The following is a 16,424-nucleotide window of genomic DNA, read 5'->3' as shown; positions in this document are numbered from 1 at the left end:
TTATAATCCTAATTTTAGTGTTTGATCGCTGCAGCTAACGAGGCAGGATCATTTACTGCCTCACCTAAAAGTTTGCTATTAATACGCTTAGTCAGATGAATAAGGGTTTTACCAGGACCAAGTTCCACCAATACCTCTACACCCTGGGATATAAGAAATTCTACAGTTTCTGTCCATCGCACTGGGCTATAAAGATGACGTACTAAAGCTTGTCGAATAGCCATTGGGTTTTTCTCTACGCGTACATCTACATTGTTAATCACTGGTATTTTTGGCGATGTAAATGTTACTTTTTCCAATATTTTTGCAAATTTTTCTGCTGCTGGTTTCATCAAAGCACAATGGGATGGTACACTGACTGGTAGAGTTACTGTTCGTTTTGCACCAGCTTTTTTACAAGCTAAGTTTGCGCGTTCCACCGCCTCTTTATGCCCAGCAATAACTATCTGGCCTGGGGAATTAAAGTTAACTGGCGAAACTATTTGTCCTTGAGCTGCTTGTTCGCAAGCAGAAAAAACAGAATTATCATCTAGACCAATAATAGCAGACATTGCACCTGTGCCGACTGGCGCTGCGTTTTGCATTAATTTACCACGAAGCGCTACCAACGAAATTGCTGTTGTGAAATCTAAACTTCCTGCACATACCAGGGCGGAATATTCGCCTAGACTATGACCAGCCATAAGCGCTGGCATTTGACCGCCTTGTTGCTTCCAAACGCGCCAAACAGCAACTGATGATGCTAATAATGCCGGTTGGGTTACCCATGTTTTATTTAGTTCTTCAGCTGAACCTTTTTGTACACACTGCCACAAATTATAACCTAGAACAGCAGAAGCTTCAGAAAATGTCTTCTCAACTAATGCGTAGTTTGCTGCTAATTCTGAAAACATACCTATTGTCTGTGAACCTTGTCCTGGAAATACCATGGCGAAGATCGTCATTTTTTTTTCCTATCGATTAAAATCGTAATAACGCTGAACCCCAAGCAAAACCACCACCAAATGCTTCTAGCATTACTAAATGTCCCGCTTGAATACGGCCAGTTCGCACTGCTTCATCTAGCGCTAGAGGTACAGAAGCAGCAGAGGTATTGCCATGCCCATCAAGGGTTACAACTACTTTTTTCATATCTATTCCAAGACGTTTAGCTATAGCAGTAATAATACGCAAGTTAGCTTGATGTGGTACTAACCAGTCCAGTTGACTGCAGTCGAATCCATTAGCGCTAAGCGTTTCATCAACGATATGAGCTAATTCGGTTACTGCTACTTTAAATACTTCATTACCAGACATTGTTAAGTAAGCAGACGCAGCAGGATTAAGACGATCATGATATGGAAGCGTTAATAAATCACCATAGCGACCAGCAGCACGTAGATGCGTTGAGATAATACCCGGCTCGGTAGAGCACCCTAGAACAACTGCACCGGCACCATCACCAAACAAAATTAACGTCCCGCGATCTGCAGGGTCTAGAGTATGGCTTAATGCATCAGAGCCAATTACCAACGCGTATTCGACTACACTATTTTTAATATAATTATCCGCTACGCTCAGCGCGTAAGCAAAACCAGCGCAAGCAGCTGCTAAATCGAAAGCAATACACTCATCAATGGCTAGCTTTCGTTGAATTTGACAAGCTGAACTAGGAAAAGCATGGCTCGAAGATGTAGTTGCAACAATAATCATACCGATTTTATCTGCTAAAATACCAGCCATAGTTAATGCCTGTTCAGCAGCAGCATATCCCATGCTAGATACAGTTTCATCAGCTTTAGCAATATGACGTTCACGAATACCAGTTCGAGTAACAATCCACTCATCAGATGTATTCACCATTTTTTCAAGATCGGCATTAGACCGGATATGCGCCGGAAGATAACTTCCGGTACCGAGAATCTTTGTAAACATGTACACTTAATCACTCTTAGGCAATATCATATCCAGGTATGCACTTATCTGCTAAAGGATCTGCCGCTACACTTCTTATATTTCTTTTTCGATAGCGGGGTAAAAGTGAATTACTTAGTCAAGCAGTAACTGTCGATAACCGTATCTTTCAGATATATCAGGTAAGTGCTATTCTATTAATCAGGATTTAGGCAATCAAATTGATGCATTAGGTAACTGTTCATTTAACAGTATTACTGTGTTTTATATCGAATCGAATCTTTTAATTTATTTTAATTGTTATTTAATAACACCATATTCAGGTTAAAACAATCCCATACAATATACTATACCATCATCTACATTAATTACGTCAATTTCACTATTATCGCTCCATTACAAGAAATGTTGTTGCTAGAATTTATAATAATTATTCTACCTTAGTTTAAGGGATCAAAAACTTCATCATCAACCTTGCTCGTTTATTATTTTCAATAATCTTTAAGTATTAACTTTATAATTTAATCAGTACGCGTCAGTATTATCAACTTTATGATATTAACTATTTAAAATGCTATTTTTGATAAACTACATCGAAAAGTGCCTAAGACAATTTAGATTACTGGCATAACTAATTTAGCTGAAAAACTATCAATTTTTTTAATTAAAATTAAATTAATACTTATTAGTAAAGGATATATTGTTGAGGGATTTGCAGATAAATAATAATATAAGCTATGGATACATAGATAAGTACCTGTAAGAACTAGGGTAATATGACGACAGAAAAAAGTTTCTGTCGTCAACAGGAGCTCATACAAGAGCCAAAAATTTTAATATATTATTTTAGAATCATTTAACGATAACTTTAATACCACGATAAAAACCATCTGTAGTGATATGGTGACGTAGATGAGTTTCACCAGAAACTTTTTCAACTGATATACAGCAAGAGCTTAGCGCGTCGTGAGAACGACGCATACCCCTTTTGGAGCGGGTAGGTTTATTTTTTTGTACGGCCATAGATCTTGTTATTTCTCCTTTGTTTATGAGTTAATATAGTTAACTATATTAACTAGATAATTTTTTCCTCTACGGATAGTATTATTTAAATATTTGTTTTAATTTTTAAATACTTTATATTATTCAATAATATATATTGGTTTAATAGAGCAGGACTATTTATTTCTTATTATCACCAATAAACTTACATCGCTAAGTTTAGCAATATAGAAAATTTCATGTATTTCGGAAAGTTACAACACATCTTTAATTTTACTATCTAAACTTAAAATAAATAGGAGTAATCTTCTCTCTTTATGCGTCGAAATATATTACTTAATATAAAGAACATATGTTAACTTTTTAACAAGGGAAGGTCAAAGAAAAAAATTGTTCTATAGAGATTTTAATTATATTCATAATCTTAATAATAAATATTTGATAGTATAACAACATATTTTATAATTTTTTAGATAATCAAATAATTTATAAAATAGTTTTATTGTTCTTTTTTATTGAAATTATTATCTTTTTATAAAAATTAATCATGCTGTTTAATTTTTATAAAAAGATATCTATAAAATATTACTTACCAGATAAAAACTATTGTAAATAATACGTTAATATATAAATTATCGCGAATAGTTAGAACTAGCTTACTGTTGTGTTATCCATAGTATCTAATTATTAGCAATAATTAATACTCCATATCGGAAAGTAATTTCGCATGAAAAACCACTTTACTTACAAAAATATTATTGGTTGGTATAACTACTCTTAGTAGTAGAAGTAAGAAGTATATAAGAAGTATATAATGCTCTATACCGATCTACGATGATATTTAATATTAATAGATAGAGAACTTTTTCAAATCCAGATAAAAATCTGTATTGTATATTTCTACATGCTTTGAAATACTCTTATTTCTTAATATATGTAAGTAATCTTTTTAATATAAATAATCAGAGATTATATCATTCTAAATAATCTAAGATTAGATATAAATATACCAATCTACCTGTCAATAGTACTTGACTGGGGCTAACTGCTATTCTTTGATTGAATAACATCAATCCATTATATCGATAACTACTAATGTCTGATATGATTACTTGCGATCGTTACGTAAATATAATAGGCACTGGCGTAAAGATGTATCTAGAGGTGCGTTTATTTGCAATACTTCTCCGCTACTTGGATGCTTAAAACGTAATGCAATTGCATGCAAAAATAATCGATTTAAACCAGAGTCTTTTAGCTGCTGATTAAATACACTATCGCCATATCGATCATCAAATGCAATTGGATGACCAGCATATTTAGCATGAACACGAATCTGGTGCGTGCGTCCAGTTATTGGACTGGCTTGCACTAACGTAGCTAATCTAAACTGTTCATTAATCTCAAAATGGGTTTCAGATTCTTTTCCTGCGTTGTTTACCCGCATAATATGTTTGCCACGGGCAAATATACTTTTTAATAACGGTACTGCTATTGTTTTCATATGAGACTGCCACTGACCACGCACTAAAGCTAGATAATCTTTTTTCATTTCTTTAGCACGAAACTGCGCATGCAATGCGCAGAGAGCCGATCGTTTCTTAGCTAATAAGAGTACTCCAGATGTATCTTTATCTAGACGGTGAACTAATTCTAAAAAATTTGCATCGGGACGTAACGCGCGCAAGCCTTCTATAATTCCAAAACTAAGACCGCTACCACCATGAACTGCTGTACCCGCTGGTTTATTCAATATTAAGAGGTGTTCATCTTCATACAATACAGCGTCATTTAATGCAATTACTTTATCTAATTTAGTAGAAATAGTTATGTATTTTTCATTAGAATATTGTACTGGTGGAATACGTATTTCATCATCATTTTTTAGTTTATATTCTGGTTTTATCCTTTTCTTATTAACGCGTACTTCACCTTTACGCATAATACGGTAAATCATGCTTTTCGGTACCCTATTAAGGTACATATGCAAAAAATTATCAATTCGCTGACCGGCTTCATCTGCGGAGATAGTAATAAAATGTACGCTAGAATTATTTTTGCTCATTTGAGTAGTGTTCTCAACATGCTAACATCATAATGCTACTTTTTTTATGTGTTTAACTGTGGTTTAATCAGCAAAAACTTTTGTATTGTCAGATAGGCTTGCTATGCTTAGTTGATATTCTATCAGAATAGGTCTTAAATTTGTTATCAATTTATAAAGTCATCTTGCTATATGTGTATTAGCAGTGGAATAATATATTTTTCTTTCATGCTTTCACATCTAGAATGAAAGTATTCGAAGAATCTTAAATATGTCCGCTTTAGTCTAAGCATAGCAATAGTATAAAATATAATAGTTAATCGAATAGTTACTAGATTATAGATTGTAGTTTAGTTGAAAAAAGAATCCATTCTAATAATAATTATTAGATATTATTTTCTTATAAAGAATTTATTTTTATCATAAGAAGTAGATTAGTAAAATAATATACTACTTAATAAGAGATAACTGTGAAATTATCTATTTTTGAACTAAATTACAGAAATGTCTATGATTACTTGATCATATAGTTTTTACCTGCAGATCTGTTGCTAATACATAAAATGAGTAAGTTATAATGAAAAGAATGTTAATTAACGCAACTCAACAAGAAGAGTTGCGTCTCGCTCTAGTAGATGGACAGCGATTGTATGACCTGAATATTGAAAGTCCCTGGCGTGAGCAGAAAAAATCTAATATTTACAAAGGTAAAATTGCTCGTATTGAACCTAGCTTGGAAGCAGCGTTTGTAAATTATAGCGCTGACCGCCATGGTTTTCTTCCACTTAAGGAAATTTCTCGTGAGTATTTTCCTTCTCAATATTCTACTCATAGTAAACCTAATATTAAGGATGTGTTACGCGAAGGTCAGGAGGTTATCGTACAGGTTGATAAAGAGGAACGTGGAAATAAAGGCGCAGCATTGACCACATTTATCAGTCTAGCTGGAAGTTATCTAGTATTAATGCCAAATAATCCACGTGCTGGTGGTATATCACGCCGTATCGAAGGTGATGATCGTACTGAACTGAAAGAGACTCTATCTTCTCTTGAACTTCCTGATGGCATGGGACTAATTGTCAGAACTGCCGGCGTTGGAAAATCGGTTGATGCACTGCAATGGGATCTAACTTTCCGTCTCAAGCATTGGCAAGCGATCAAAAAGGCCGCTGAAGGTCGTCCAGCGCCATTTTTGATACATCAGGAAAGTAATGTTATTGTTCGTGCCTTCCGCGATTATTTACGGCCTGATATAGGTGAAATATTGATCGATAATCCCAAGGTGCTAGATTTAGCAAAGGAGCATATTGCTTCATTGGGTCGCCCTGATTTTACTAATAAAATTAAGTCTTATAGTGGAGAAGTTCCTTTATTTAGTCATTACCAGATTGAATCACAGATTGAATCTGCTTTTCAGCGTGAAGTACGATTACCATCTGGTGGCTCAATTATTATCGATACGACTGAAGCGTTGACTGCTATTGATATTAATTCTGCGCGTTCAACTCGTTGTGGTGATATTGAAGAAACTGCTTTCAATACCAATCTAGAAGCGGCGGATGAGATCGCTCGTCAGCTACGTTTGCGCGATCTAGGTGGTTTAATTGTTATTGATTTTATCGATATGACTACTTCGCGTCATCAACGCGAAGTAGAAAATTGTCTGCGTGAATTAGTCCGTCAAGATCGTGCTCGTATTCAAATCGGACGTATTTCTCGTTTTGGTCTATTGGAGGTTTCTCGTCAGCGTCTTAGTCCATCGCTGTGTGAATCAAGTCATCATGTTTGTCCTCGCTGCAGTGGTACTGGAACTATTCGTGATAATGAATCTCTTTCCCTTTCCATATTGCGTCTTATTGAAGAAGAAGCTTTAAAAGATAATACTCATGAAGTACATGCTATCGTACCTGTGCCTATTGCCTCTTATTTGCTTAACGAAAAACGCGAAGCTGTTAATACAATCGAAAAACGTCAAGGTGGTGTTCGAGCTATCATTGTACCAAATGATCAAATGCAAACTCCGCATTATGTAGTATTACGTGTACGAAAAGGAGAAGTAGCTCCTACCTTAAGCTATCTTTTGCCGCAGTTACATGAAGCAGAAATGACTCAACCGCAAGAAGAGTACGCTTCCGAGCGAAAAAACTTTGGACAGCCAGCGCTGTCAGCATTTCTAATGCCAAATTCATCAGTAGTTAGTGAGAAAAAAACTGTAATTAATTCGAATGGTGTGCAAGTGACGCATGCTGTGAACGTGACAAATACTAGCGTTTCAAGAAAAATATTTGCCTGTTTTTTAGATGGATTTAAATCTATTATTAATACACTAATACCACAGCAGGAGATTAACTCTGCCAATACAGTGGTCGTTGAAACGCAAGGTAAGATTGGAAAGCCACAATTTCAAGAGCAGCAAAATCAATGCGGTCAAAGTAAGCAAGATAACCACTATAATAGAAATATCAAACCAAATCATACTAATCAAGATAATATTCAGCGTCAAAACGATTGTAATGATCTGTATCAAAAACATTCTAAAACCTTTGCTATAAAAGAAAATGCAAATGATATTTTTGAAAAAGAATCACAAGAAGACCAAACTAAATCATACCGTATGTTTAACCAAGATCATCAAAATCAATATCAAGAAGGATTTAAAGATCAATCTACTGAAAACATAATAAAATCAAACTATAGAAATAGTTTTAATGAGAATAATAAACCGATTCAAGTTCAGTCATCGCGTCGTCACTATCGTACATTAAACCGTAAAATACGAGTTCATAATCAATCTGATCCTTTTGTTAAAAGGATAACTACTACTATGGAAAGCAATACCGATACATTTAATACGGTAATTGAAAATCAGAACAGTAATGATGAGAATAAAATTCTACAGCATAATATTATGCTTAATTCTGATAATACTGATATTGGACACAATAATAACCAAGCAAATCTAATGCGCCATTCACGACGTTCTCCACGTCATCTACGCGTAAGCAGTCAGCGCCGTAGTCGTTACCGCAATGAACATTATTCGCTTTTGTCATCTGAGATAACTACGAATAAAGAGTTAGTTAGCTATTCCACTATTACTGAGCAACTAGAACAAAAAAACGTACAGCTAAAAAAATCGTTTTCCATGCCGGATAGCACACCTCTACGAAATCCCATCCATAAAAGTAATATGATATTATCTCAGTCTGTAGTAGCAGGTGGTGATAAATATTCTGTTAGTTCAATATCAGAAAAGGTTGAATCTACTATTATAAAAGAGATGCAATATTCTAAGAAAATAGAAAATACTATTATCACGTCAGATGTTGCATTGCCTTATGATACCACACTCCCTCAAGCGATACCATCAACAGATAGTGAGTTTTTTGTTATTGGAAAGACTACATCTATTACCGAACCAAAAGAAGCCGTACGTCATATTTTGCCTACTACTAGCATACTTTTAGCAAAAGAAGAAGGATCTTTACCGGAAAGTTTAAAAATTTTTACTACACGATTTAAGAATCATGCCAATGCACCGGTAACTAAAGTATCTTCACCACATTATATATCATCTTCAGTTATACCGATCAGCAATTGGCAACGACAAAACTACCTCTTCGAGGGTCGTGGCGCCGCTGGTGCTCATACTGCAAAAACCCAAGCGAATGCAGCAGTAACACGTCCTAATGACATATTATATCCATCGTAAATTCTTTGTTCTTATCTTAGACCCGCTTAAGGCGGATTTTATTCATGTACCAAAGTATGTATTGAAATAACTGCATTTTATACTTTTTATAAAAATTTCTGATAAATAAAGCATTGCTATATTTTATTCATTGGATTTTTAGTCGTAACGATTATCATGATTAATTATATAATAATAGCATGTACAATATTAACTCTATTAGAACATAACGTTTTACTACTATTCAATTATAAAAATTTAATTTTTTCTGTTATTTTTAATAGTTTTCCGATTATAGTATTTTTGAAGCAATCTATTAAACGATAGTTACGTTATATCAGCGTAAATTTACACCAGTGTATTATCAAGATTTTTGATATTAATAATAAGATAATATAATTTAGAATAAAAAATTGTTGTCAGTATATATTCGAGATAATATTATCAATTCTTAATAAGAGCACTATCTTTGTTAACATTTTTATAAAAGTGCACTAGATTTGTTAAAAATTTTTATATCATTTCTTTACTATTTTTTAGTGCATGTAGAAGCGGAAGTGATTGCTTTTCTTGACAAGTTATGCTACAACAACCTATATAACGTTCATTACAAATGTGACATTGAATAAATAATAGGTTGCAATTCTGATTTTGGCAATTGGTGTGACTATCACAGGGCTTACCGCATTGATGGCAGTAAGCTATAATATCTGGAGTAATCCGTTCGCCTAAACGTTCATCAAAGACAAAATTTTTACCAATAAATTTTAATGGTAAAGCTTTTTCTCTTGCGCGACGTACGTATTCAATAATACCGCCTTCTACTTGATAGATATTTTTGAAACCATTATGTCGCATCCAAGCACTTGCTTTTTCACAACGAATTCCACCAGTACAATATATCACAATTTTTTTATCTTTATTGTGCCACAATATTTTTATAACCATAGACAGTTGTTCTCGAAACGTATTAGAGGGTATCTCAATAGCTTGATTAAAATGTCCTACTTCGTACTCATAGTGATTTCGCATATCAACAAACAATACTTTTGGATCGTCTGCCATAGCGTTAACCAATTCTGCTTTCAAATAATGACCAACATCACTTGGATTAAAAGTAGAATCATTAATACCATCAGCGATAATGCGTGGCCTAACTTTCATACGTAATACCCAAAAAGATTTTCCATTATCTTCTAAGGCAATATTTAACCGTAATCCATTCAATTGAGGATGTAAGGTATATAATGTTTTACGAAATTTATTAAAATGTTTTTTAGGTACACTAATTTGTGCATTAATACCTTCTGATGCAATATAAATGCGACCAAAAATTTGCAGCGTATTGAAAATACGATAAAGATTATCACGGAACTTATGTGGATTATTTAAAATAAAATAGCGGTAAAACGAAATAGTAATACGGGGTTCACTTTCAGATAACATACTCGTCCGTAATTTATAGTTTGAGATTTTATTATGCAAAACTGGCATAGTTTTATATTCCTGTTTACAGTTAAATTATTGCTGTAATATACAATTATGTCGTCAGATTGTATTTTTATTAAATTTATAATAAATTGTCAGAACAAATTAATTTTTAAATTAATCTATATATGATTATGCTAAGGCAACAGAGTGGTTTTATTCTATAAAACAATTACTCTTATCTCAAAGCGGTATTGGTTTCTGATTTTTTCCTCTTAATAAGCTGTTTATAGATAAAATTATTCCTAATAAATCGTTTCTCTTTAGAAGTTTAAGCAATCTTCAGATTAAAAACTATATTATTATTGTTTTCAACTTCTTTAATGGAATAATATTTTCCTTAAAAAAAGAGAGTTTATGAAACGCTATTAATTTTTTCTTAAGCTTAGCTTTCATCTCAATATAAGATATAAATTTATTAGGCGATTAGAGTAATTGCATAAAATAAAAGTGGAACTAGATAATATATATCTTATTTTTAATTTCGATAAATTCTAGTTATAGTCAATGTTTATCTAGAAAAAATAAATTAACAAGTTAACATAGTTTTTTATCAGTCTATTACTACGAAATAATGCAATTTGTGAACATATTCGCTACATTTATTGTTTATCCTTTCATAGGAAATAGATTGCTATTTTTATAAAAAATAGCAATGCTCAAATATCAGTTTGCTATTACAAATTGATACACATAAAGTATTTACTTTATCTTATCAAACTGCACGATTTCTATAGTTATCTATTACATTATTTTTATTTTCAAATTAAAATAAATAATACAATTATGCTCTTGTATTTAAGCTATAGCTTATTACTAACATGCTAAATCAACTTAGACATTAGTTATTAGATATTTTCCGTTAGACGGATACGAAAGAAATAGTAATTATGAAACTTTCAGAAAAAATAATAACAAAACTAAAATAGAAGAAAATAATGATGTAGATGCCATCGTGCTAATCTATAGTACGATATATAATTCCTGTCTAATACTAATATAGGTTAATAAAATAAATTCTAAAAAAGACAAAAACAATATTGACTATATAATATCTTGAAATAAAAAGATTATTTCTATAATAATATTGCTACTCATCTTTAATTACAAAAAATATTCAATTAGGCTAATAATTCTCATGGAGAGAGGTTTTTACACCATAGAAAAATGTCAGAATATTATAAATTATTAACAGTACAACTGAAGATACGGGTTTACCCGTCATGTTTATATTTGAGACGTCATGACCACACTTCCTGCTTTTAATCGTTCTTTTCTGTATCCACGTAATTGGATTACTTGGCTAGGTATTGGAGTACTCTATTTATTAGTACTGTTACCTTATCCTTTGCTTTACGCGCTAGGTACCCGTCTAGGAAGGATTGCAATGCGTTTTATGCACTACAGGAAAACAATCGCACGTCGTAATTTACAATTATGTTTTCCTGAGATGTCGGAAATGGAACGTGAAATATTATTACAGCAGAATTTTGAATCAGTTGGCATGGGGCTTATTGAAACTGGTATTGCTTGGTTTTGGCCTGACTGGCGTATTAAGCCCTGGATCTCTGTCAGAGGTCTAGAGCATATCGCTGATGCGCGTGCAGAAAATAAAGGAATTTTGCTTATTGGCATGCATTTTCTCACCCTTGAATTAGGAGCACGTATTTTTGGTATGTATAACCCAGGTATCGGTGTTTACCGACCTAATAATAAACCATTGTTGGATTGGTTACAAACTTGGGGACGTATGCGATCCAATAAATCTATGTTGGATAGATCGAATATTAAAGGTATGATTCGTGCTTTAAAAAATGGTGATATTATTTGGTATGCGCCAGATCATGACTATGGTCCTAAAAGTAGCGTATTCGCTCCGCTGTTTGCTGTTCCACAGGTTGCAACTACTATCGGTACTTATATTCTAGTTAAAATAGCTAAACCAGCTGTAATTCCATTTATGCCGCGTCGTTTACCTCAGGGACGCGGATATGAGTTATTGATTTTATCTAATGAACGCAATATGCCATTAGATAGCGAAATTGCTGTTGCTAGCTATATAAATAAAATAGTAGAACAAGCGATACTTCTGGCGCCAGATCAGTATATGTGGTTGCATCGACGTTTTAAAACTCGACCGCCAGGAGCACCCTCCTTGTACCATTGATCGTTTTACGTTAAGTTTTAAATCTATAGTATTTAAAACTTAACGTAAAACGATCTTTATTTTTATATTTTTTCTAAAGTGTTATATCTTTTAATTTTATTTCTCGATTATAGTGTTTATAGTTACGTTACATTAATAACTTCATTATGAATGAAACAGGATTTTATAACAATGAAATGGATATTTATTAATTAATAATGTAATATTATACATAATTTAATTTAATTATTTATAATTATCTCTAAATTTTCTTTACTCATACATTAACTATTGATTTATATCAATAGCATTGAAGTTTGTTTTCTCGAAAACTAAATATAATCTATCCTGATTTTTAGTATTTATTATATTATTTTCTATTTTATTTTAATAAACCACACTAATTAGTGATAAAAGCATAAAATGATATAACTTTTATTATCGATTAATATCGAACTACTTTAGTTCTGATAATAACAATGATTTTGATAAATATAATGCATTGATTTAAATTTAAATTTATCAGTAATAAAATAGTACTATTATAATGTATTCTATTTATTAGAGTCGTTATTTGTATTTATAGGTTTTATTGTTAGTAATATACTAATGAATTTATTTAATTATTAAATAGTAATTTTCATTACTACGATGGTTTTATTTTCTACTTTATTATTATTTTATTATTTATTTAATATTTTCATTCTAGTATTAAAATTAATGTATTCTCCAATTTTTAATGCTAGTTAAAACTAAAAATTTATATTTATTACAAAAACTATTTATTACTGCTCTTTTATCTAGGTTATGATAAGTTTTATTGTGCTTACATACACTACATATATTCTATATATATCCAAAAACCGACGAAAAATTTAAAAAGCAGTATTTTATATAATAGCATTATTAGTATTACTATTCATTTCATATCATTTATTTAGATAGAAAACTTATTTGTTTAAATTTATTAAAATTTTATTAATTTATAATTGAATTAATTAAGTTATAAACTGTATTTTTAGCTGAAATTAATTACTTTATATATAAAGTATCAACGTACTATTTCCTAGTAGTTGCACTTCAGTCGAATACGATTTTTTGATTTTATTTTTTATACTATACTATAGTAGTAATATTTATAATGTATTTTATTAGAGCCTAAATGGTATACACAATCAAATTGTTTGCTGCATAACTATAATATTTATACTTCAATTTTTATAGATTCACCCCCTATAATTATTTATTGATTCATATATAATAACATACTTTAATTTAAACTTTTTAATTTAACAAAAAATATTTTTAATTTTTTCAGAGTTTCCAATAAAATTTTGCAATAGATTGTTTATCAAAACAGTATTCTCAGATTTTAAAAAGATAAAGTAATTATTTTATGTTTTTATTATCAATTTATTAATCTTAACCATTTGTCAAAATGAAAGAAACAATAATAAACATACATCAACTTTTTAATAAATAATTAATATCAACATAAGATTTTTAAATATTTATTAATAGAATATAAGATTATTTATAAAATATACTATTAATGCTATATTATTTTATATTATAAATACCGCATGGATGATTTTTAATAAGATTAATATAAAATAAAAAAATAAAATCTATAGTAGTAACAATAAATACACTACACAAGCGAGATGAAAGAATAATAATATGAAAATTATTATATAAAAGAAAAAATTGCTTTATATAAATTAGATTAAATATAGATTATTCCGTCTATTACTACTTAATTACAATTAAAGTATAGATATCGATTATTTTTAATTATACCTAGTTATTTTATTACATTATTGTAACATTATTAGGGAGACGATGAAATTTGGTTATACGAGAGTTTATCTAAAAATTAGTAATAAGATTAAAACTGATAAGTATTTTTAACTAGATTGTATATCGAAAAAATTAATTAAGATAATATCGACTTAAATCGATATTATTACTTCTGAATAATTTAATACAAAAAGATCTTAATTAGGATTTATTTTTTCTGATCATAATGAACGCATTATAGAAATTTTGATATCTATAATATATAGTCATTATGTTAACAACCAGTACATTATCAATTAAATTAATTGTATATATCGCATATTATCGAAAAAATAAGTTTGAAATATAGATACTAATCCTTTTGGACTAAAAATTACTTATGATAAAGCATATTTTATCATAAGTAATTATACTAAACTAATTAAAAATAGTTATTTATAATATTATCTTCATATAGAATCGCAATATAAGTATATTAGTTATAAAATCATTTTAAAATATTGACATCACCGATTTTATATTTTTAGCTTACTAGCGGTAAAATAAGTTATTTTTCATTAGTTTCTTTTTATAGCTTGATTTAGGTTATTATTCGATAATATAAATATCCGAATTATAATTAAGATTTATAATATTAAATGAACTATTCAATAAAAACATTGAACCTAATAAATATTCTGTATTTAAAGACACAAAAATAACTAAATACTTATTTAAGTATTATTATTGATTTTATTTATTATCATTTTAGGTTATATTAATTATATTAATAAACGCTAAGTCATAATAAGAATTTAGTACAATTTTATTAAACTATGTATATATAAATAGTAGATTATTCACTCTACTGATTTTTAATCAGAAAAATTTTATTATTAAGATAAATTTTAGCATTCATTATGATATATTCTACGAACTAGACGAAAAATTATCTTGTATATGTAATTATATCCATAAGCTTTCCGATGACTCATCAGAAAATAATAACTATTTTTATGATTTTAATCATGACAAATAGTTATTATTTTATTAGCAAAAACAGATAGTTTTAAACTTTTATTTTCTTATTACTGCTAATTATAATATGATATACCTTTCTATAGTTTTATTAATACATCTTATGCTAAGATGTATTAATAAAACATCAAATATAGGTAACTAGATTAAGTTATTACTATTTATATAGTATTAATATTACCGTTTACAATAATCTATAATATAACCTATATATAACATGGTAACAATTAAAATAAAAATTAATAAGAAATCAGCCTCCCTAATTTCTTATTATTACACTGGTTTAGTCTATTTTATATTATTAAAATCAATAGATTCTTTTCATGTAGATTATATTTTTAAATTACTTTAAATTAATGAAGAAGTCTTTTAAATGATTTAATAAAGAATTTATTATTTATTGTATTTTATTTTTTTATTTTTTAAAAATTATATTGCTCTTATAAAAAGATATAAATTTATTTCTTCTTTAATTGAAGAAGATGTTAGCATATAGAATAGCTATAAAGGCAATAAAACACCGTTCATACTGTAATTCGATACTTTAGATATACTTTTAGTTTTAATATCTAAAATCTAGTTACAGAGATGAGTGACTAGATATAAATATAATAGCGATATAGATGAAATTTAGTCATATCGGATTAATTATAATAAGATTTAATAGAAGTATTATCGATAGTAGTCGAACTATTTTAAAAAATATAAAAATATAAACTAAGAAATATAAAGAAATGAGAAAATATTAATTTTTTTTTGAATACTTACAATAATTTAAAGATAACTCTGTTTTACTGAATTCGTTATTGATCAAATATTGATTATATGTCATGATATTTTATTACTCAATATATCTCTCTATATTATTAGTTTTAAAACAACTATTACATTATAACTAATTTTATGATTACTATCGTTAACTATTTAATTTTTTCCATAGTTTATTTTATTAAACTAATAATTTAGATTATCGAAAATAATGTTTTATAAATATTTAGTTTATAAAACTATCTACTGATCTAACTCTTTTTAAAAATTATTAATAATAAAATTATAAAATATCATTAAGAGTATGAAATTATAAATGTAATAATGCTTATATTTTTCCGATATGTTGATTTAGTAAAGAAAATATATCAATAATCTTTTTTAAATTTCTAATTAAATTTAGAAGAATCTTTATTTCAACGTGTTATAAAATATAAAAATTATTGCTAGTAATATTTGTTACTATACTTTTTAACAGGAATAAAATATCGTTATTCCAATCTAAAATAATTGATTAATAGTTTATAACTACAATGATATTAAATATTTTAATATTAATGAGATTAACAATTACT

6 protein-coding genes and 1 pseudogene are annotated in these 16,424 nt (G+C 29.4%); 2 read left to right on the top strand and 5 right to left on the bottom strand.

Annotation, left to right across the window (positions count from 1 at the left end; genetic code table 11):
- Positions 1-14: 14 nt before the first annotated feature.
- The 4 genes from fabD to rluC all read right to left on the bottom strand — a co-directional run bounded on the left by fabD (position 15) and on the right by rluC (position 4,960).
- Positions 15-944, bottom strand: a complete 930-nt coding sequence (gene fabD / locus FVIR_RS02270) for an ACP S-malonyltransferase (RefSeq protein WP_067498451.1) — start codon at positions 942-944, stop codon at positions 15-17.
- Between the two features lie 16 nt (positions 945-960).
- The gene (locus FVIR_RS02265) at positions 961-1,914 is read right to left on the bottom strand and encodes a beta-ketoacyl-ACP synthase III (protein WP_067498449.1); all 954 of its coding nucleotides are present in this window, start codon (positions 1,912-1,914) and stop codon (positions 961-963) included.
- A gap of 831 nt (positions 1,915-2,745) precedes the next feature.
- On the bottom strand, positions 2,746-2,916 hold the full coding sequence (gene rpmF / locus FVIR_RS02260; protein ID WP_067498446.1) for a 50S ribosomal protein L32: 171 nt from the start codon (positions 2,914-2,916) through the stop codon (positions 2,746-2,748).
- 1,087 nt (positions 2,917-4,003) lie between these two features.
- Complete coding sequence (gene rluC, locus FVIR_RS02255; protein WP_067498443.1) at positions 4,004-4,960, bottom strand: 23S rRNA pseudouridine(955/2504/2580) synthase RluC; 957 nt, start codon at positions 4,958-4,960, stop codon at positions 4,004-4,006.
- A 556-nt stretch (positions 4,961-5,516) separates the two neighbouring features.
- Between rluC and rne the strand changes: the two genes are divergently transcribed.
- Entirely contained in the window at positions 5,517-8,651 is a 3,135-nt protein-coding gene (gene rne / locus FVIR_RS02250) for a ribonuclease E (RefSeq protein WP_067498440.1), read from the top strand.
- Positions 8,652-9,111: 460 nt separating this feature from the next.
- Here the strand turns inward: rne and trhO are convergent.
- Positions 9,112-10,124, bottom strand: a pseudogene (gene trhO / locus FVIR_RS02245) (oxygen-dependent tRNA uridine(34) hydroxylase TrhO).
- A gap of 1,237 nt (positions 10,125-11,361) precedes the next feature.
- Between trhO and FVIR_RS02240 the strand changes: the two are divergent.
- Positions 11,362-12,285: a Kdo(2)-lipid IV(A) acyltransferase gene (locus tag FVIR_RS02240; protein ID WP_067498436.1), complete on the top strand. Its 924-nt coding sequence runs from the start codon at positions 11,362-11,364 to the stop codon at positions 12,283-12,285.
- The last annotated feature ends 4,139 nt before the right edge of the window (positions 12,286-16,424 follow it).

The organism is Candidatus Gullanella endobia (genome assembly GCF_900048035.1).
GTDB lineage: Bacteria > Pseudomonadota > Gammaproteobacteria > Enterobacterales > Enterobacteriaceae > Gullanella > Gullanella endobia.
Note: the sequence above shows the minus strand (reverse complement) of the source record. Positions and strands in the feature narration are given on the sequence as shown.